General features: G+C 67.4%; 20 protein-coding genes. 8 read left to right on the forward strand and 12 right to left on the reverse strand.

The annotated features are described in order from the left end of the window. The first annotated feature begins 74 nt into the window (after positions 1-74). From ACE3UA_RS11825 to ACE3UA_RS11840, 4 genes are all read left to right on the forward strand, one after another. On the forward strand, positions 75-335 hold the full coding sequence (locus ACE3UA_RS11825; RefSeq protein ID WP_374645338.1) for a hypothetical protein: 261 nt from the start codon (positions 75-77) through the stop codon (positions 333-335). Between the two features lie 117 nt (positions 336-452). Beyond that, on the forward strand, positions 453-1,322 hold the full coding sequence (locus tag ACE3UA_RS11830) for an ABC transporter permease (RefSeq protein WP_374645340.1): 870 nt from the start codon (positions 453-455) through the stop codon (positions 1,320-1,322). Continuing rightward, positions 1,319-2,128: an ABC transporter permease gene (locus tag ACE3UA_RS11835; RefSeq protein ID WP_374645342.1), complete on the forward strand. Its 810-nt coding sequence runs from the start codon at positions 1,319-1,321 to the stop codon at positions 2,126-2,128. Before ACE3UA_RS11830 ends, ACE3UA_RS11835 begins: the two co-directional genes overlap by 4 nt. 23 nt (positions 2,129-2,151) lie before the next feature. Continuing rightward, positions 2,152-3,225 carry an ABC transporter ATP-binding protein gene (locus ACE3UA_RS11840; RefSeq protein WP_374645455.1) on the forward strand — a complete coding sequence of 358 codons (1,074 nt, stop codon included), beginning with the start codon at positions 2,152-2,154 and terminating at the stop codon, positions 3,223-3,225. 232 nt (positions 3,226-3,457) lie between these two features. Here the strand turns inward: ACE3UA_RS11840 and ACE3UA_RS11845 are convergent, their stop codons facing one another. The 6 genes from ACE3UA_RS11845 to ACE3UA_RS11870 form a co-directional block, all read right to left on the reverse strand. Beyond that, entirely contained in the window at positions 3,458-4,072 is a 615-nt protein-coding gene (locus ACE3UA_RS11845; RefSeq protein WP_374645457.1) for a TetR/AcrR family transcriptional regulator, read from the reverse strand. Beyond that, on the reverse strand, positions 4,069-4,941 hold the full coding sequence (ppk2, locus tag ACE3UA_RS11850; protein ID WP_374645344.1) for a polyphosphate kinase 2: 873 nt from the start codon (positions 4,939-4,941) through the stop codon (positions 4,069-4,071). The genes ACE3UA_RS11845 and ppk2 overlap by 4 nt, the downstream gene beginning before the upstream one ends. A gap of 61 nt (positions 4,942-5,002) precedes the next feature. After that, entirely contained in the window at positions 5,003-5,920 is a 918-nt protein-coding gene (gene metA / locus ACE3UA_RS11855) for a homoserine O-succinyltransferase (protein WP_374645346.1), read from the reverse strand. Positions 5,921-5,977: 57 nt separating this feature from the next. Next, complete coding sequence (locus ACE3UA_RS11860) at positions 5,978-6,835, reverse strand: ATPase (protein ID WP_374645348.1); 858 nt, start codon at positions 6,833-6,835, stop codon at positions 5,978-5,980. Positions 6,836-6,933: 98 nt separating this feature from the next. Further along, a complete protein-coding gene (locus tag ACE3UA_RS11865; RefSeq protein ID WP_374645350.1) occupies positions 6,934-7,998 on the reverse strand; it encodes a hypothetical protein in 1,065 nt (354 codons plus the stop codon). A 41-nt stretch (positions 7,999-8,039) separates the two neighbouring features. Further along, positions 8,040-8,969, reverse strand: coding sequence for a DMT family transporter (locus ACE3UA_RS11870; RefSeq protein WP_374645352.1), 930 nt, complete (start codon positions 8,967-8,969; stop codon positions 8,040-8,042). Positions 8,970-9,068: 99 nt separating this feature from the next. On the opposite strand from ACE3UA_RS11870, the gene ACE3UA_RS11875 reads away from it, so the two are divergent. Beyond that, positions 9,069-9,539 carry a hypothetical protein gene (locus ACE3UA_RS11875; RefSeq protein WP_374645354.1) on the forward strand — a complete coding sequence of 157 codons (471 nt, stop codon included), beginning with the start codon at positions 9,069-9,071 and terminating at the stop codon, positions 9,537-9,539. Between the two features lie 72 nt (positions 9,540-9,611). On the opposite strand, the gene guaA is transcribed toward ACE3UA_RS11875, so the two are convergent. Both guaA and ACE3UA_RS11885 read right to left on the reverse strand, forming a co-directional pair. Further along, on the reverse strand, positions 9,612-11,186 hold the full coding sequence (gene guaA, locus ACE3UA_RS11880; RefSeq protein ID WP_374645356.1) for a glutamine-hydrolyzing GMP synthase: 1,575 nt from the start codon (positions 11,184-11,186) through the stop codon (positions 9,612-9,614). 77 nt (positions 11,187-11,263) lie between these two features. Then, positions 11,264-11,902 (reverse strand): outer membrane protein, encoded by a 639-nt coding sequence (locus ACE3UA_RS11885; protein ID WP_374645358.1) that lies wholly within the window; start codon positions 11,900-11,902, stop codon positions 11,264-11,266. 232 nt (positions 11,903-12,134) lie between these two features. On the opposite strand from ACE3UA_RS11885, the gene ACE3UA_RS11890 reads away from it, so the two are divergent. Continuing rightward, complete coding sequence (locus ACE3UA_RS11890) at positions 12,135-13,676, forward strand: trimethylamine methyltransferase family protein (protein WP_374645360.1); 1,542 nt, start codon at positions 12,135-12,137, stop codon at positions 13,674-13,676. A gap of 16 nt (positions 13,677-13,692) precedes the next feature. Here ACE3UA_RS11890 and ACE3UA_RS11895 read toward each other — a convergent pair whose 3' ends face one another. Beyond that, positions 13,693-13,977: a DUF6477 family protein gene (locus ACE3UA_RS11895; protein ID WP_374645362.1), complete on the reverse strand. Its 285-nt coding sequence runs from the start codon at positions 13,975-13,977 to the stop codon at positions 13,693-13,695. Between the two features lie 221 nt (positions 13,978-14,198). Between ACE3UA_RS11895 and ACE3UA_RS11900 the strand changes: the two genes are divergently transcribed. Continuing rightward, positions 14,199-15,320, forward strand: a complete 1,122-nt coding sequence (locus ACE3UA_RS11900; RefSeq protein ID WP_374645364.1) for a DUF6456 domain-containing protein — start codon at positions 14,199-14,201, stop codon at positions 15,318-15,320. On the opposite strand, the gene ACE3UA_RS11905 is transcribed toward ACE3UA_RS11900, so the two are convergent. Next, positions 15,317-15,898 carry a hypothetical protein gene (locus ACE3UA_RS11905; RefSeq protein WP_374645366.1) on the reverse strand — a complete coding sequence of 194 codons (582 nt, stop codon included), beginning with the start codon at positions 15,896-15,898 and terminating at the stop codon, positions 15,317-15,319. The genes ACE3UA_RS11900 and ACE3UA_RS11905 overlap by 4 nt on opposite strands. 137 nt (positions 15,899-16,035) lie before the next feature. Here ACE3UA_RS11905 and lipA point away from each other — a divergent pair, with 137 nt between their 5' ends. Continuing rightward, positions 16,036-16,980, forward strand: coding sequence for a lipoyl synthase (gene lipA, locus ACE3UA_RS11910; protein ID WP_374645368.1), 945 nt, complete (start codon positions 16,036-16,038; stop codon positions 16,978-16,980). Between the two features lie 45 nt (positions 16,981-17,025). Here the strand turns inward: lipA and ACE3UA_RS11915 are convergent, their stop codons facing one another. Further along, positions 17,026-17,904, reverse strand: a complete 879-nt coding sequence (locus ACE3UA_RS11915; RefSeq protein WP_374645370.1) for a hypothetical protein — start codon at positions 17,902-17,904, stop codon at positions 17,026-17,028. A 112-nt stretch (positions 17,905-18,016) separates the two neighbouring features. Next, the gene (locus ACE3UA_RS11920) at positions 18,017-18,904 is read right to left on the reverse strand and encodes a cytochrome c (protein ID WP_374645372.1); all 888 of its coding nucleotides are present in this window, start codon (positions 18,902-18,904) and stop codon (positions 18,017-18,019) included. Between the last annotated feature and the right edge of the window lie 31 nt (positions 18,905-18,935).

The raw sequence follows: 18,935 nt of genomic DNA on the forward strand, positions 1-18,935 counted from the left end.
GGGGCGCAGGTTGACCGGGGCCGCCGACCTGACGGAAAGTCGCCGCAGAGCAGTCAAATGGCGAGAGTCCGAAAATGGGCCTGCAATCCACCTTCCACGCCCCGCACGGGGGCGCCGATTTCCTTGGCTGGCGCAAGACGCGGGCCGGGACCACCGAAATCATCTACGACGACGGCGTCGCCCGCCGCATGGTCTGGCGCGTCGCCTCGGCCCAGCCGTCCGAGGACCGGATCAGCGACGCCCTGCGCGTCGCGGTGGGCGCGCTCCGCGTGGTGCCGACGCTGCACGAAGAGTTGAAGAAGCGCGCGATTTCCATCGAGCGTATCGCGGGTTAGGCCGCGCGCGGGGCGATTTTCCGTCCCGCGCAAGGCCCCTCTTGCCTAAGGCCGCTCCTTCGGTTTAATTTGATCAAATCGCAAGGCTGCCGCAGTGCGGCCGGGACAGGGGGCAAGATGGCGCAGACGCCAAGTACCGAGGCCAGGGCCGGGCTCAAGCTCATCAGCCCGCCCGCGCTTTACGCGATCCTCATGCTCGCCGCACCGCTCGCGACGGTGCTGGTCTATTCGGTCCTGACCGGCGAGAAGGGCAGCGTCTCGCTGCCGCTGACGCTGGACAACTACTACGACCTCCTCACCAAGCCGGTCTATCGCGCGCTGATGTGGCGCTCGCTGATCGTGTCCTTCTTCGTCACGCTCGCGACCGTGGTTCTGGCCTATCCGATCGCCTATTTCGTCAGCTTCCACGTCGCGCCCTCGCGCAAGGCGCTGTGGCTGTTCCTGATCACCATCCCGTTCTGGACCAGCTACATCATCCGCGTGGCGCTCTGGCGCACGATCCTGGGCTATGACGGCATCTTCGATTCCGTCGTCATGGGTCTGGGGATCACCGACACCCAGCCGAACATCCTGTCGAACGGGGTGCTTTCGATCATCATCACGCTCGCCCATGCCTATGCCCCCTTCGCGGTGCTGCCGATCTTCGTCAGCCTGGAGAAGGTGGACCGCAGCCTGCTCGAGGCCGGGCAGGACCTTGGCGAAAGCCGCTGGATGACCTTCCTGCGCGTGACGCTGCCCCTCTCGCTGCCCGGCGTGATCGCGGCGGTGCTGATCGTCTTCATCCCGACGGTGGGCGACTATGTGACGCCGGAACTGATCGGCGGCGGCAAGACCCCGATGATCGCCAACCTGATGGAGGTCGCCATGCTGAAGCAGCGCGACCAGGCGATGGGCTCGGCCATCGCGGTGGGGGCCATGACCATCGTGGCGCTGATCTCGGTGGCCTTCGTGCTGTGGAACAAGCGTTACCTCGGAGGCCGGAAATGAAACAGGGCACGGGTCTCGGCGTCTATGCCATCCTCTACCTGGTGTTTCTCTACGCCCCGATCCTGATCCTGCCGGTCTTCGCGCTGAACGATTCGCAGGTCGTGGCCTTCCCGCTGAAGGGCTTCACCACCAGATGGTTCGGCGAGATGTGGGCCGATGCCAACCTGCGCTCGGCGCTTCTGCGCAGCCTGGTGATCGCGCTCTCCACCTCGACCATCGCCACCATTCTCGGCCTTTTCGCGGCCCGGGCCTCGGTGCGCTATGCCTTCCCCGGCAAGCCGGCCGCCATGGGCCTGATCATGCTGCCCATGGTCCTGCCCGACATCGTGGTCGCCATGGCGCTCCTCATCGTGCTGCTGTCGCTCTCGGTGCCCTTGTCGATGCTGACGATCATCATGGGCCATGTGCTGCTCTGCATGCCCTTCGCGGTGGCGATCCTCACCTCGGCCTTCCAGTCGCTCGACAAGTCGCTGGAGGAAGCCGCGCTCGACCTGGGCGAAACCCGGGCGGCCACCTTCCGGCTGATCATCCTGCCCCTGGTCATGCCGGGGATCATCGCCAGCTTCCTGATCTGCTTCACCATCTCGATCGACGAATTCGTGCTGGCGAACTTCCTCGGCTCGGGCAAGCCCGTCCTGTCGGTCTATATCTTCGGCCAGTTCCGCTTTCCCGCCAAGGTGCCGTCGATGCTGGCGCTCGGGACGCTGCTGGTCCTGTTCTCGATCATCCTGCTCGGTTTCGCCGAGTACATGCGCCGCCGCGGCATCGCCAAGGCCGGGGGCAAAGATTCCGGAGGCTTCCTGTGACCTTTTCCGATGACCGTCCGACGATGATCGAGTTCAAGGACGTCCACAAATACTACGGCGACTACCACGCGCTGCGCGGGATCAACGGCACGATCAAGGCGGGGGAGTTCTTCTCGCTCCTCGGCCCCTCGGGCTGCGGCAAGACCACGCTCCTGCGCACCATCGCCGGGTTCGAGGACATTTCCTCGGGCGTGGTGATGATCGACGGCAAGGACGTGGCGGGGGTGGCCGCGAATGCGCGGCCGACGAACATGGTGTTCCAGTCCTACGCCATCTTCCCGCATATGTCGGTGGCCGAGAACGTGGGCTTCGGCCTGCGCAGGGATCCCCGTCCGAAGGCGGAGAAGGCGAAGGCCGTGGCCGAGGCGCTGGAGATGGTCGGCCTCAAGGGCTATGGCGCCCGCGCCGCCCATGCGCTTTCCGGCGGCCAGCGGCAGCGGGTGGCGCTGGCGCGGGCGCTGATCCTGAAGCCCAAGGTGCTCTTGCTGGACGAACCGCTCAGCGCGCTCGACAAGAAGATGCGCGAGCATATGCAGGTGGAGCTGATCAAGCTGCAGCGCCAGGTCGGCATCACCTTCATCCTGGTGACCCACGACCAGGAGGAGGCGCTGGTCATGTCCGACCGCATCGCCGTGATGTTCGAGGGCGAGATCGCCCAGCTGGCCGATCCCGAGACGCTGTATCGCCGCCCGAACTCGAAGAAGGTGGCGGATTTCATCGGCACGATGAACTTCATCCCGGCCGAGGTCCTGTCCGAGGCCGGCGACAAGGTCGAGATCGAGGCCAAGGGCCTTGGCCGCGTCACCATCGACGCCTCCATGGCCCCGCCCGCGCACGGCGAAAGCCCGGTGGTCGGCCTGCGGCCCGAGACGCTGACGCTGCTTTACGACGACCAGAAGCCCCTTGAGCGCGAGACGGACGGCGTGATCGACGAGGTGATCTATTTCGGCGACATGACCTATTACGACGTCTACCTCGGCGGGACGGACGTTGAGGTGCGCCTGTCGATGCGCAACGTCCCCGGCCGCCCGGTGCTGGAGGTCGGCACCAGGGTCCGTGTCGCCTGGAGCCCCTCGGCCCTGGTGCTGTTCCGCTAGGCAACCCTTCTTGTTCGACTTCGTCTCCTCGTCGGCGCGCCCCGCCTGCGAGGAGTGACGAAGTCATCGACGAGCCGCCTCCCCGGCGTCGGGAAGGGCCGATTGATGCCGCCGGATGGCGAAAGGAAATCCCGTTGGAAGGCCGGAACAGGGTTAACACTTCCTGAACGTCCCCGGGCAAGTGCCTGATATTCCTTGTGTGCCGCGTCCTGTCCACTGTGGACAGCCCGGCTCACCGATCCGGCGCGATCAACCCCAGCCCGCGCAGATAGATCCCGATCGCGGTCTCCAGCAGGTCCTCCGCCGGCCAGGGCTGCGGCCCGCCGTTCCCCCGCAGGAACAGTTCCACCACCCCGTGGGAAACCGCCCAGGCATGGGCCGAGATCATGCCCGCCGGCGGCCGCCGCCCCTCCGGCATCCCCCGCACGAGAAGCTCCGCCGCCCGCTCCATCGTCGCCCGCGCCTTGCCCGCGACCTGGGCCAGATCCGGATGCCGCCCCGGCTGCAGCCCGCTCTCGAACATCGCCTGGTAATGGCCGGGATATTTCCGGGCGAAGGCCAGGTAGGCCCGCCCCGTCGCCTCGAAGGCCGCCAGCGCCGAGGGCCGCCCCTCGTCGAAAGCAAATTCCAGCAGCGCGGCGAAGATGTCGAACCCCTGCCGCGCGACTTCGGCCAAGAGGTCGTCCCGCCCCGCGAAATGCCGGTAGACCGCCGCCGGCGTCACATCCGCCGCCTTCGCCGCCTCGGACAGGGTGAAGCCCTGCGGCCCCTTCTCGGCGATCAGCGCCAGCGCCGCCTCGACCAGCGCCTGCCGGAGGTTGCCGTGGTGATACCCTCGTTTCATCAGCCCTTCGACCGCAGCTTCGGCCCGCCGCAGATCCTGTCATCCGGCTTGCCGACGGCCTTCCCATCCTTGCCCGCATAGTCCACCGCCGACAGGATCGTCTGGATCGCCGCGATCCGGGCGCGCTTCTTGTCGTCGGACAGGATCACCGTCCAGGGCGCGTGCCTGAAATGGGTCTTCTGCATGGTCTCGTCGATGGCGGCGCAGTAGTCGTCCCATTTCGCCAGCCCGTCGACGTCGATCTGGGAAAGCTTCCACTGCTTCAGAAGATCCCCCTCGCGGTCGAGGAAGCGCCTCAGTTGCTCGGCGCGGCCCACTTCCAGCCAGATCTTCAGGAAGATGATCCCCTCGTCGACGATCATCTGCTCGAACTCGGGCAACTGGCGGAAGAACTTCGCCCGTTCCTCGGGTTTGCAGAAGCCGAAGACATGCTCGATCATCGCGCGGTTGTACCAGCTGCGGTCGAACAGCGCGATCTCGCCCTGGGCGGGCAGCCAGTCGACGTAGCGCTGGAAATACCATTGCTGGCTTTCCCGCTCGCTGGGCTTCGGCAGGGCCACGACATAGGCCTGCCGCGGGTTCAGGTTTTCCGTCACCGCCTTGATAGTGCCGCCCTTGCCGGCGGCGTCGCGGCCCTCGAACACCACCAGAAGCCGCTTGCCCGAGGTCTTGAACCCGGCCTGCATCTTGGCCAGCTCGATCTGCAACTCCTCCATCCGGGCGTCGTAGTCCTTGCCCTTCATCTCCTCGCGGTAGGGGTAGGAGGCGGTCAGGATGTCGTCCTTGTCCGCCGCCTCGATCGCCTTGCGCACCGCTTTCGGCGCGCCCTCGCGGAAATAGCGGCTGATCGCGCCGTCGAATGGTAGGGTCATCCTCGCCTCCCTGTTTGCGGCAGTATGGCGATTGCCCCGGTCAGCGCAATGCGGCGGGATCTCAGCGCCCGATCTGGGCCAGATCGTAGGGCGTGGTCTGGTAGATCTCGTTGATCCAGTTGCCGTAGAGGAGATGCGCATGGCTGCGCCAGCGGTTCAGCGGCGGCAGGGCAGGGTTGTCGTCCGGGTAGTAGTTCATCGGCACGTTGATCGGGGTGCCGTTGGCAACGTCGCGGTCATATTCCTGCTTCAGCGTGTCGCTGTCGTATTCGAAATGGTTGAAGATATAAAGCGCGCGGTGGCCGGGATCCTCGACCAGACAGGGGCCGACCTCGTCCGAGCCCAGCAGCGTGCGCAATCCGGGGGCGGCGTCGATCTCGGCCTGTTTCATCTCGGTCCAGCGGCTGACGGGGATGACGAAATCATCCGAGAAGCCGCGCAGATAGGGCGAGGTCGGCGCAAGGTTGCGGTGCCGGAAGCAGCCGAAGGCCTTGTGGTCCAGCATGTGCTTCGCGACGCCGTGGAAATGGTTGATCATCGCCATCCCGCCCCAGCAGACGCCGAAGGTGGAATGTACATTGCTCTGGGTCCAGTCCATGACCTCGCAGAGTTCGTCCCAGTAGGTGACCTCCTCGAAGGGCAGATGCTCGATCGGCGCGCCGGTGATGATCAGCCCGTCGAACCTGTCGCCCTTCACCTCCTGGAAGGGGCGGTAGAAGGTCGCCATATGCTCGGCGGCGGTGTTCTTGGTCGTGTGTTCCGACATGCGGATCAGGTGCAGGTCGATCTGCAGCGGCGTGGCGCCGATCAGCCGGGCGAACTGGTTCTCGGTCTGGATCTTCTTCGGCATCAGGTTCAGGAGGCCGATCCGCAGCGGCCGGATGTCCTGATGCGCGGCGCGGTCGGGGGACATGACCATGACGCCCTCGGACCGCAGCACGTCATAGGCGGGCAGGGTTTCGGGCAGCGTGATCGGCATGGTCGGGTTCCCCGGAATGAAGGCCAAGAGCTAGGGCGTCGCGCCCCGGGATGCAAGTCAGGCGCGGTCGATGGCGCGGGCCATCAGCGCGTCGAAATCGGCGGAGGTGCGGACCGCGGCCACTTCCTCGGCGGTGACCGTCACCCCCCAGCGCGCCATCGCGGCATAGCGCGGCTGGCGGTGGGCCAGGGCGCGGGCATAGGTCCAGCGCACGAAGTGATCGGGATCACAGGTTTCCTCGTTGACGGAATGGGTTGCGCGGTATTCCTCCCACGCCGCGTGAAGGAAATGCGGCTGGTAATACATCGGCTTCGGCGCGCGATCGAAGCGGCGGACAAGCTCGGCCGTATGGGCGTCGGAGCCCTTGATCCAGACCATCAGCAGCGTGTCGGCCAGCTGGCGCATCACCGGATCGGCGGGGTCCTCGGCCTCGACCACCTCGCAGATCGAGCCCGAGGTGTCGCAGACGAAGTTCGGATAGCCGTAAAGCTCCTCGGCGCGCTCCATGAAGCGGGCGGTGTCCAGCGTCGCGGCCACCTCGGCGGCGCGGTGCTGTTCCTGGCGCTTCATGTATTCGGCGAAGGGCACGCCGCCCCTGGCCGGATCGCCGGGCTTGCCGAGGTAGGTGGAGAGCGGGGCAAGGTTGTCGAAGGTGATGTTCGAGGCGATGTAGACCGAGTCGGTCATCAGCAACTCGCGCAGCAGCGGGACCTTCATCGCCTCGCGCTTGAAGTTGTCGGCGATGAATTCGCCCATGTAGCGGGTGCCGATCCGGTAATCGACCGAGTAGTGGAACCAGTCGCCATGGTCGCGCAGCAGGTTCGACAGGTAGGTCTTGCCAAGGCCGGACATGCCGAAAAGCATCACCCGCTTGCGCGGCGCGGCCAGGTAGTCGTTGCCGGAACTGTAGATCATCGCGTCACCCCAATCGGGCTTCTGTTAGCCGGGGGGCCGTGATTGCACAATGGAAAACCCCGCCCGAGGGCGGGGTTCAGGGCCCCTCGGGGCGAAGATCAGAAGCTGTAGCCGACGCGCAGGCCGACGCCCAGGCCCGAGTTGCCGGAGAAGTTGCCGCCCACGGTGTTGGTCGTGGCATCGCCGATGTCGACATAGCGGATGCCGCCGGTGATCTTCATGTTGTCGCGGGTATAGGTCGCGGCCAGGCCGATGCTGCGCATCCCGTCGGTCGGGCCGAGGTTGCCGGTCAGCTCGCCGTCCGAGGGTTCATAGCCCAGCGTCACCGCGCCCGACCAGGTTTCATTGAAACGGCGGCCGATCCCGAGGTTGTAGGTCACGCGGTCCTTGGGATAGGCGACCAGCGGGATCGGCGGCGGATAGAACGGCGGGTCGATGACGAATTCGCTCCAGTCCACCCAGCGGATCGAGCCGAACAGCAACGTGTCCTTGGCGATGCCGGTCTGGAACTCCAGGTTCACCGACTGCGGGACTTCGGTATCGAACCCGTCCGCAAGCGCGCCGAACTCCACGGATTCCAGGCTATGGGTGATGGCCGAGTTGTAGGTCAGCGCGACCCGCGCGGCGATCTCGGGCTTCTCCCAGGCGAGGCCGACCACATAGCCGAGTTCGGAGTCGTGGTTGGTCTCCATCGTGTAGCCGACCACCAGCGGGATCGAGACCACGCCATGCACCGTCTGGTAGCGCAGGCCGCCATAGACCGAGACGTTGTTTTCAAAGCTGTAGCGCAGAAGCGCCGTGATCGCGCTGGAGGACAGGTCGGCCGTCGTGCCGGCAAGCGGATAGCTGCCCAGCGGCACAAAGGTTCCCGGATAGGCCACGTCGGCCCCGATCGGCTGGTCCAGGATCAGGGCAAAGTCCATACGGTCGCCGATGTCCATCTTGTAGCCCAGGCTCCAGCTGTTGTAGCTGGGCGCCATGTCGCCCGAAGAAAACGGCCCGACGGTGCCGCTGACATCGGGTGCGAAATGCCCGAAGCTGAGTTCGGCATAGCGGCCCTGTTCGAACAGGATCGCGACCGACTGGCTGGACCTTTCGACGCCCCCCGCCTGCACGCCCCCGGCCGTCGTCAGGGCCGCCATAGTGGTCAGAAATCGTTTCATTGTTCCTCATCCCCGGAAAGAGAATTCCCCTGAGAATCAGGCTAGGTCCCGGACTTCCGGCGGTCAATTCGTGACGCCGCGTCACGGTTTCGTGACGTGGCCGCTGGCGCGGAAATGCCACTCCGCAGGTTGATCCAGATGCCGAGGAAGATCAGCGCCGCGCCAAGGAACAGCGCCGGCTCGACCGGCTCGGCATAGAAGACCGCGCCGACCACGGCGATGATCGGCAGGCGGGCGAAATCCATCGGCACCACCGTGCCGGCCGGGGCAAGGCTGAGCGCGCTGGTCAGGCAAAGATGCGCGGTGACGCCCGAGACCCCGATCAGCGCCAGCCAGGGCAGGGTGGCCAGCGTCGGCAGGGTGACCGCGCCATCGGCCAGCATCGCGGCGCCGCCGAAGCCGGTCTGGGTCAGGGTAAGCCAGAACAGGATGGTGACGATCGACTCGCCCCTGGTCAGAAGCTTGGTCATCATGTTGGTCGCGGCGAAGAAGATCGCGGCGGCGGCGGCGGCAAGGACGCCGGGCTGGAGTGCCGAGAAATCCGGGCGCGCGACCACCAGGATGCCGGCAAAGCCGAGGGCCGCGGCAAGAAGCTTGCGCCGGGTCAGCCGCTCGCCCAGGACTATGGGCGCGAGCAGGATGACCCAGATCGGCGAGGTGAACTCCAGCGCGAAGACCTGGGCCAGCGGGATCACGGTAAGCGCCCAGAACCAGAGCGACTGGCCGCTGAAATGCAGCACGCTGCGGAAGACATGGCTGCCCGGCCGGTCGGTGCGGAAGTCGCGCGCCCGCCCCAGCACCAGCGCGATGGCAACCACCAGGACCCAGCCGACGACCGAGCGGTAGGCCAGGATTTCGAACGTGTCGTGCACGCCGCCGATCTGGCGGGTCGCGATCGCCATGGCCGTGAAGGCGGCGATCGAGCCGGTCATCCAGAGCGCGGCGGCAAGGGGGCGGTGGGGCGCGGTCATGGGCCGAGACTTGCCGGGCCGGGCAGGGAAGTCCAGAGCTTGACTTGCGACAAGGCGCAGGCCCGGCCTGTCGGGCATCAGGGATGAGGGAGGTGACCCATGGACACGCATGTCCTGGCTCGGATGATCCATGTCCTGGCGGTGCTGCACTGGATCGGCGGGGTGGCGATGGTCACGCTGGTGATCCTGCCGCAGATGCGGGCGCTGCCGCCCGCCGACCGGATCGCGACCTTCGAGCGGATCGAGGGCCGCTTCGGCGCGCAGGCGAAGCTGTCGACGCTGGCGGCGGGCCTGTCGGGCCTGTGGATGCTGTGGCTGACCGACGGCTGGGGGTTGTTCCTTCTGCCCGGTTACTGGTGGCTGCACCTGATGGTCGCGGTCTGGGCGATCTTCACGCTGGTCCTGTTCGTGCTGGAGCCCCTGGTCCTGCACCGCTGGTTCCACCAGCGCGCCAGCCGCGACCCCGAGGCCACCTTCGCGCTGGTCCTGCGGCTGCACCGGGTGCTGCTGGCCCTGTCCGCCCTGGCGGTGGCGGGAGCGGTGCAGGGCGCGCATGGCGGGCTCTGGTGACGCTCCTCGTTCGACTTCGTCTTCTCGTCGCCGGTGGGCCTGACGACGAGTGACGAAGTCATCGAGGAGGCGTCACTCCAGCTCGATCGTCCCCGGCGGTTTCGAGGTGCAGTCGTAGAAGACGCGGTTGACGCCCTTGACCTCGTTGATGATCCTTGTGGCGGTCTCGCCCAGGAAATCATGGGTGAAGGGATAGTAGTCGGCGGTCATGCCGTCCACGCTGGTCACCGCGCGCAGCGCGAGCGCATAGTCGTAGGTCCGCCCGTCGCCCATCACGCCCACGGTGCGCATCGGCAGGATCGCGGCGAAGGCCTGCCAGATCTCGTCGTAAAGCCCGTGCTTGCGGATCTGGTCGATGTAGACCGCATCGGCCCGGCGCAGGATGTCCAGCTTTTCGCGGGTGATCTCGCCGGGGCAGCGGATCGCAAGGCCGGGGCCGGGGAAGGGATGGCGGCCGATGAAGCCGGGGGGCAGGCCCAGTTCGCGGCCAAGGGCGCGGACCTCGTCCTTGAAGAGTTCGCGCAGCGGCTCGACCAGTTTCAGGCCCATCTTCTCGGGCAGGCCGCCGACATTGTGGTGGCTCTTGATCGTCACCGAGGGGCCGCCGGAGAAGCTGACGCTTTCGATCACGTCGGGGTAAAGCGTGCCCTGCGCCAGGAAGGTGGCGCCGCCGACCTCGGCCGCGTGCTTCTGGAAGACCTCGATGAACAGCCGGCCGATGGTCTTGCGCTTGACCTCGGGGTCCGAGATGCCCTCGAGCGCGCCGAGGAACAGGTCCGACTCGTCGGCATGGATCAAGGGCATGTGGTAATGGTCGCGGAACATGGTCACGACCTGTTCCGCCTCGCCCAGGCGCAGGAGGCCGTGATCGACGAAGACGCAGGTCAGCTGGTCGCCGATCGCCTCATGGATCAGCACCGCCGCGACCGAGCTGTCCACCCCGCCGGACAGGCCGCAGATCACCTTCTGGTCGCCGACCTGCTCGCGGATCTTGCGGATCGCCTCCTCGCGGTAGGCGCCCATGGTCCAGTCGCCCTTGAACCCGGCGAGCTTGACGAAGTTCGCGTAAAGCTGGCCGCCCTTCGGGGTGTGGTGCACCTCGGGGTGGAACTGCACGGCGTAGAAGTGGCGCGCCGGATCGGCGGTGATCGCGAAGGGCGCGTTAGGCGAGGTGCCGAGGACCTGGAAGCCGGGGGCCAGTTTCGAGACATGGTCGCCATGGCTCATCCAGACCTGCTCGCGCGCCTGGGGGCCGTCCTCGGGCGGGAACCAGCCGGCGAGGACGGGGTGGGTCAGCTCGGTGGGGGTGACGAAGGCACGGCCGAATTCGGCGGTGCCGTGGCCGCCTTCGACATGGCCGCCGAGGCAATGCATCATCACCTGCTGGCCATAGCAGATCCCCAGGATCGGCACGCCAAGGTCGAAGACGCCTTTCGGCGGCATCGGCGCGTTCTCCTGGTAGACCGAGGCCGGCCCGCCCGAGAAGATCACCGCCTTGGGGGCGAAGGCCCGCAGGAAGGCCTCGTCCACGCGGTTGAAGGGGTGGATTTCGCAATAGACATTCAGCTCGCGCAGGCGGCGCGCGATCAGCTGCGTCACCTGGGAACCGAAGTCGATGATCAGAAGACGGTCATGTGCCTGGGTCATGCGCCCGCGTAAGCGATGGCAGCCGGAATCGCAAGGCCCGCAACGCGCGGATAGGGTGCCCGAGGCGGGCGCGGGGGTCAGAAGCGGAAGTTCACCCCGATCAGGACGGTGGAGAAGTCGCCCCTGCCGTCCAGGGTGTCGCCGGGCGTGCCAAGCGGGCCGAGGTCGAGAGTGCCCAGGTCGACATGGTTGACCTCGGCATAAAGCATCAGGTCGGGCTGGATCATATGCGCCAGCCCCGCACCGATCGTATAGCCGACGGCGGTGGAGGAATTCCGGGTGAAGTTGTAGATCCCGCCGTCGACCTTGCCTGCGGCAAGCCCTCCTGCGCCGTAGATCATCGTCTCGGGGGTCACCAGCCAGCCGTATCTGCCCCGCAGGGTGAACAGGGCCTCGACGTTGACGAAGCATTCGCCCAACTCGCAGGCCCAGTAGGTCGGGCCAGGTTCCTGCGGCGAAGTCCCGCGGACCCCTTTCGACAGGCCCAGGTCAAAGCCGAGCACATGATTGCCGCGCTGGAAATTCCGTTCGTAGTGCAGCCCCACGAGAAAGCCGTCGAGATCCACATCCTCGCCGGTCTCGTCGGCCTCGAAGTTGCCCTGCTCATAGCTTCCGGCACCATAGCCCAGGGCGAAGCCGCCCCATTGGCCCGACCAGTCCTGGGCGGACAGGGGAGAGGCGAGCAGCATCGCCAGCGCAGTCATTGCGTATTTCACCTGTCAACTCCCTCTGCTCAAATCGCGGGCAGTCTGCCAAAGGATTCCGGTTTGGGCCAGCGCCTTGACGGCACGGGACCGGCATCGGCCCCGGGGTGTCGCCGTCCGGCAACTTGGAAGCTGTCGCAATCGGCCGCAAGCAATGTCGGTTTTGGAGAACAATCGCCGGTTTCGATAAGCGAGCCCGGCGCATTTGGCGGCATAAGGGCGACAAAGCACATCGGAGGCCGACATGAACGAAGTTGCAGGACGCAGGGCGCGCAGTGGTGGGGGCGCCAGCCGCCGGGCGGAGCGGACCGCGGTCAGCTTCGAGACCGCGCGTTTCATCCAGCGCAACATCCCGGATTTCGAGATCCTGAACGAGGAGGCGCTGCAGATCATCGAGCACAACGCCGAGACCGTGCTGGAAGAGATCGGCGTCAACTTCGTCGAGAACCCCGAGGCGCTGGAACGCTGGCGCCAGGCCGGGGCCGACGTGAAGGGCGAGCGGGTGCATATCCCGCGCGGCCTGGCCCGCAAGCTTTGCGCCACCGCGCCCCGGACCTTCACCCAGCACGCCCGCAACCCCGAGCGCAATGTCGAGATCGGCGGGCGCAACCTGGTCCTCGCCCCGGTCTACGGCCCGCCCTTCGTGCGCGATGCCGAAGGCGGCCGCCGCTATGCGACGCTGGAGGATTTCCGGAACTTCGTGAAGCTCGGCTACATGTCGAAATGGCTGCACCATTCCGGCGGCACGGTCTGCGAGCCGACCGACGTGCCGGTGAACAAGCGCCACCTCGACATGCTGATGGCGCACATGACGCTGAGCGACAAGCCCTACATGGGATCTGTCACCGAACCCTCGCGCGCGGCGGATTCGGTCGCCATGTCGAAGATCCTGTTCGGCGACGATTTCGTCGACCGGAATACGGTGATGACCAGCCTGATCAACATCAACTCGCCGCTCACCTTCGACGGCATCATGATGGGCGCGCTGGAAGTCTATGCCCGCGCGAACCAGGCCGCGATCATCTCGCCCTTCATCGTCGGCGGCGCGATGGCGCCGGTCACGGTCGCGGGCACGCTGACCCAGGTCCTGGCCGAGGTGCTGGCGGGCGTGGCCTACAGCCAGCTCGTGCGCCCCGGCGCGCCGGTGATCTTCGGCGCCTTCGTGACCTCGATCGACATGAACTCGGGCGCGCCCACCTTCGGCACGCCGGAGGCCGCGCATATCACCTATGGGGCGGGGCAACTCGCGCGGCGGCTGGGACTGCCCTACCGTTCCGGCGGATCGTTCTGCGGCTCGAAACTGCCCGATGCGCAGGCGGCCTACGAGACCTCGAACAGCCTGAACATGGCGCTCCTGGCGGGCGTGAACTTCATGCTGCACGCCTGCGGCTGGCTGGAGGGCGGGCTGGTGTCGTCCTACGAGAAATTCGTGATGGACGCCGACCAGCTCGGCACGCTGCACCACCTCGCGCAGGGCGTCTCGATGGATGCCAACGGCCAGGCGATGGACGCGATCCGCGAAGTGGGCCCCGGCGGCCACTACCTTGGCTGCAGCCATACCCAGGCGAACTTCAAGTCGGCCTTCTGGCGCACGGAACTGCTGGACTACAAGCCCTTCGAGACCTGGGCCGAGGAAGGCAGCCGCGACACGCAGGCGCTTGCGGCCGAGAAGGTCAAGAAGCAGCTCGGCGACTACCAGCCCCCGGCGCTGGACGAGGGCAAGCGCGAGGCGCTGGAGGCCTTCGTGGCACAGCGCAAGGCCGAGATGCCCGACGCCTTCATCTGAAGGCGCCGGCCTTGCCTCAGGCCAGGTCCGCCCCGCGCAGGAGGCGGGCCTCGGCCAGCAGCGCGATCAGCACGTCGATGTGGCGCGCGACCGAATAGCTCGCGTCGCCCGCCACCCGCGTCGCTTCCAGCTCCTCCTCGACCGCGATCAGCCGCGGCACCGTGACCTCGGGCGAGGCCCCCGTCGGCACCAGCCGCCGCAGGTCGCGCTCGCGCCGGTAATCGCCCAGCCCGAAACGGGCGGCGCGCACCAGAAGGCGCGGGCGGCGCAGGTCGGCAAGCATCATGCGGAAATCGGACATCGTGCACTCCATTTCGACGAGAGGGCACGATGCCATGGGTCAACCTGGCGTTGCGCGGCGAACCATTGCAGCGCGCGGAGGTTACCAGGAAGTTTAGGAATTCCCGTCAATTCTCCACGTTGGCCGAGAGGTTAACGATCAGGTAACCAATTCCACCCAAGGTTGCGGCGTCCAGGCTGGACTCACCGCCGCCGCAAGTGGACCAAGACGGGACGACTGAATTGCCGGAACTCACCGCCGCCAGCCTGCCAGACTGGCTTCCCGCCGCAGTGCGCCACTACCTGGACCACGTCGAGGAAGGAACATCGTTCAGGGCGCTGGCGCGGCGCGAAGGGCTGCATGCCTCGACCATCCTGCGCCAGGTCCGCCGCTACGAGAACCGGCGCGACGACCCGCTGATGGACGAGGCCCTGGCGGCGGTCTCCCGTCTTGTCCTCCGATCGGCCGATCACCCGGATCGAAAGGATGACCCGCCCATGACCGCCCCCCTCCGCCCCGATGGCGCCACCGCCGACCTCTGCGATCCGCAGCTTCTCGACCGCGAGGGCCGCCGCGTCCTGCGCCGCCTGGCCGAGCCGGGGGCGGTCATGGCGATCGCGCCCGAGATGGAGAAGGCGGCCGTCCTACGCGAGTTTCCCGATGGCCGTTCCTTGCGGACGGCGGTGCTGGACCGGCCGGTGGCCCAGGCCTTCATCCTGCGCGACTGGATCGCCTGCCGGAAGGCGGGGCGCGTCTCCAGCTACGAGATCACCTCGGCGGGCCGCGCCGCGCTGAAGCGGATGGTGGACGAGGAGGACCGCCGCCGGCAAGGCATGAACGAGGCGGCAGGCAGCTTCGCCGACCAGCACCGCCTCTGGGGCGAGCGCGAGGTGATCGACGACGCCGGCCCGCGCCGGGTGCGCTACAACCTGGCGGAAAGCCCGGTCAGCCTGCTCGGCCGCCGCCGCGACCGGGACGGCAAGCCCTTCCTCGAACCCGAACTGGTCCAGGCCGCCGAACGCCTGCGCGAGGATTTCGAACTGGCGCAGATGGGCCCGCGCGTGGCGCAGAACTGGGACCGCTTCCTGACCGGCGGCGACCGTGGCGGTTTCCAGCCCGATTCGGGCCTGGGCGAGGGGCCCTCGGTCGCGCGGGGGCGGGTGGCGGCGGCGTTGCGCGACCTCGGCCCCGGCCTCGGCGACGTGGTCCTGCGCTGCTGCTGCTTTCTGGAAGGCCTCGAGGTGGCGGAAAGGCGCATGGGCTGGGCCGCGCGCTCGGGCAAGATCGTGCTGCGCATCGCGCTGATGCGGCTGCGCCGGCATTATGACGAGACCTATGGCCGCTCGGGCCCGCTGATCGGCTAAGCCCCGACCCCGCGCAGGGCGAGAAGCAAGGACATCGCCGCCAGAAAGACCGAGGCCAGCCGCCGCAGCACCAGCAACGCGCGCGGCCGGCCCGCCCCGCCAGGTCCCGCGCCGCCAAGTCCTGCGCCGACGGCGGCCCAGAAGACGGCCGCCAGCGCGACAAGCGCGGCGAAGAGGGCGAGGTTCCCGCCCAGCCGCTCGGGCGAGGGCAGGAGGACCAGCCCGAAGATCAGCGCCTTGGGGTTCAGCGCGGTGGTCGTGACCAGCGCCCGTGCGCTGACCGCCCGCCCCGCCGAATCCGGCCCCGGCAGGCGCCACAGCCGCACCGCCAGCACCGCGACCCACAGCGCCGCCGCCAGCGTCACCGCGATGCGCAGCGCGGGCAGCCCCTCCAGCGCCGCCGCGCCCAGCAGCGCCAGCGGCAGGACGGTCAGGAAATAGCCCGCAAGCTCGGCCGGGATCAGGCGCAGCGCGCCCCGAAGGCCACGCTCGGCCCCGGCCAGCAGGATCAGCGTATTCGTCGGCCCCGGCGTCAAGAGCAGGGCCAGAACGGCAAGCGAAAGGTCCAGCGGCGTCATCATCCCTCCGAAACTGGCCCGCGGATGCCATGGCGGCAAGCCTGCGGCCTTGATCCGCGTCAAATTGCCCCGGGCCGCGCGTTGCCAAGGGAAGGGAACGCGATTATCTGGGAGGCAAGGCCCAGAGGGGGAAATCCATGCGCGACCTCAAGCTTCCCGGTGAGCGGCACCCCGAAAAGGCGCATCGTGCCGACAATGCCCAGCCGAAGAAACCCGCCTGGATCCGGGTCAAGGCCCCGACCTCGGAAGGCTACAGGCAGACCCGCGACATCCTGCGCGAGAAGAAGCTTGTCACCGTCTGCGAGGAGGCCGGTTGCCCCAACGTCGGCGAATGCTGGAGCCAGGGCCACGCCACCATGATGATCATGGGCGAGATCTGCACCCGCGGCTGCACCTTCTGCAACGTCGCCACCGGCAAGCCGCAGGCGCTGGACGCCTTCGAGCCGGGCCGCGTCGCCCATGCCGTCGCGGAACTGGGGCTGGCGCATGTCGTCGTGACCAGCGTCGACCGCGATGACCTGGATGACGGCGGGGCCGAGCATTTCGCCCAGACCATCCGCGCGATCCGCCACCGCTCTCCCGCCACCACGATCGAGGTGCTGACCCCGGACTTCCTGAAATGCGCCCCCTCGGCACTGGAGAAGGTGGTCGAGGCGCGGCCGGACGTCTTCAACCACAACCTGGAAACCGTCCCCGGCCTTTACCTGGAGGTCCGCCCCGGCGCGCGCTATTTCCATTCGCTGCGCCTGTTGCAGCGGGTCAAGGAACTGGACCCGCTGATGTTCACCAAATCCGGAATCATGGTCGGCCTTGGCGAGGATCGGCAGGCCGTGTTGCAGGTGATGGACGACATGCGCTCGGCGGACGTGGATTTCCTGACCATCGGCCAGTATCTGCAGCCGACGCCCAAGCATCACGCCGTCGCCCGTTTCGTGACGCCCGAGGAGTTCAAGGCCTATGAGACCTCGGCCTGGGGCAAGGGTTTCCTGATGGTCTCGGCCACGCCGCTCACGCGGTCCAGCTACCACGCCGGCGACGACTTTGCCCGGATGCGCGCGGCACGGCAGGCGGGCAGGGGATAAGCAAAGGGCCGCCCGACGGGCGGCCCTTTCCATCCTGTGCCGGTCTCAGAACTTGAAGCCGACGCCGATATCGTAGATCTCGTCCGCGCCTTCCAGCTTGGTGCCGCCGCCCTCGACGAACAGGCCGTTGTCCATGCTGTAGGTCGCCGAGACGGAATAGAGGTCGCTCGTATCCTCCAAGAGCAGCATGTCGCCGCGCAGCGTCAGGGCCGACATCACATCGAAGCTGCCGTAAAGCCGCAGGCCGTTATGCGTGCCCGACATGTCATAGCGCGACAGCGCCGCGCCCAGGTCGAAGCGGTCGGCATCATGGAAGGCGCCGATCTGCATGATGCTCGGGTCGTCGCCGGGGGTGGTGGCGAACTGGCCGGTGATGAAGAAGGTCGTCGCGCCGCGTTCAAAGCGCATCACGCCTTCCCCCACGTCGATATTCGCGTCGTTCAGGTGGTGATAGCCCGCGCCGAAGGTCAGGTTGCCCGTGGTCTGCTGCCAGGTCACGCCCGGGGTCATGCCGTTGTCCTCGAAGCTGGCAAGGCTGGCCAGCGACCCGGTGAACGTGCCGGCCCGCAGGTCCACCACGCGCGAGGAGGAAAAGCGCGGCATCACCCGCATGGTTTCCAGCACCGGGCGGGGCGCGCCAACGGCGATCTCGCCGATTCCGGTCGACAGGACCAGCGCGGCCCAGCCATTGGTCAGGTCCTGGCCATCGTCGAGATGGGTGCTGTCCACGGCGGCATCGAAGCCCAGCATCCCGCCCGAGCGCCAGGTCATCCCCAGGTCGCCGTCAAGGGCCCAGCCCGTCGGGCCGCCATCCACATATTCCAGCTTCACCTCGCCGCCGAAGGTCAGGCCGGTCGCGGCCTCCTGCGCCGCAGCGGGAAGTGCGGCGAGGGCGAGAAGGGCGGGAAGAAGAACGCGGGTCATGGCAAGTCCAATCTGCTTTCGATTGCAACATCATACCGCAATATCCTGCCCCGGAAAAGGGATGCGGCCCGATATGGGGTAGGGCGACCCCGGCTGTTGCGCCGGGGCCACGTCACTCCACGGTCGGCACCGCCAGCAGATATTCCGCCACCGCCAGCCGGTCGCCCTCGGGCAGCCGGGCCATGTTCTCGACCACATGCGCCATATGGCCGCCGACGCTGTCATAGTCCGGCGTGAAGCCCGTGGTCAGGTATTGCGTGATGTCCGCCGCCGTCCAGCCCAGCTTGCCCGGCGTGATGTTGGGGATCCGCCCCTCGCCCGAGGGGTTCGGCGCGCCGCCCAGCCAGCGCGCGGTGTCCAGCCCTCCCAGCGCCGTGCGGGGCGTGTGGCACTCGCCGCAATGCGCCATCGCCTCGGCCAGATAGCGGCCCCGGTCGGCGGTGGGCGTCAGGTTCCCCTCCAGCGACCAGCCGTCCGACAGGTAGAGCAGCTTCCACAGCCCCACCGCCTCGCGCCGCGAGAAGGGGAAGGCGATCTCATGCGGCTGGCTGGGCGTCGGATCGGCGGGCAGGGTCTGCAGATACGCGTAAAGATCCGCCACGTCCTGCCGCTTCATCCTGGCGTATGCGGCATAGGGCAGGGCGGGGTAATAGTGCTCGCCCCCGGGGCTGACGCCACGCTGGATGGCATTGGCCAGGTCCAGAAGGCTCCAGCCGCCGATCCCGGCCACGGGGTCCTGGCTGATGTTGGGCGCCACGAAGGTCCCGAAATCCGATGCGAATCGCTGTCCGCCCGCCAGCACCAGCTGCGCCTCGCCCTTGGCCCCCGGCGCCATGTGGCACGAGGCGCAGCCCGTGGCCAGGAACACCGCCTCGCCCCGGCTGGCATCGCCGGTCAGCCCCGCGACATCGCCCGCCGACAGGGGATCGGGCCGCGCCAGCAGCCACAGGACCCCGGCCGCCACCACCGCCACAAGCACCAGCCAGCGCAGAACCCGCATCCCGTCCCTCCGTTCCTTGTTGATCCGCGCC

This window comes from Tabrizicola sp., from assembly GCF_041919135.1.
GTDB lineage: Bacteria > Pseudomonadota > Alphaproteobacteria > Rhodobacterales > Rhodobacteraceae > Tabrizicola.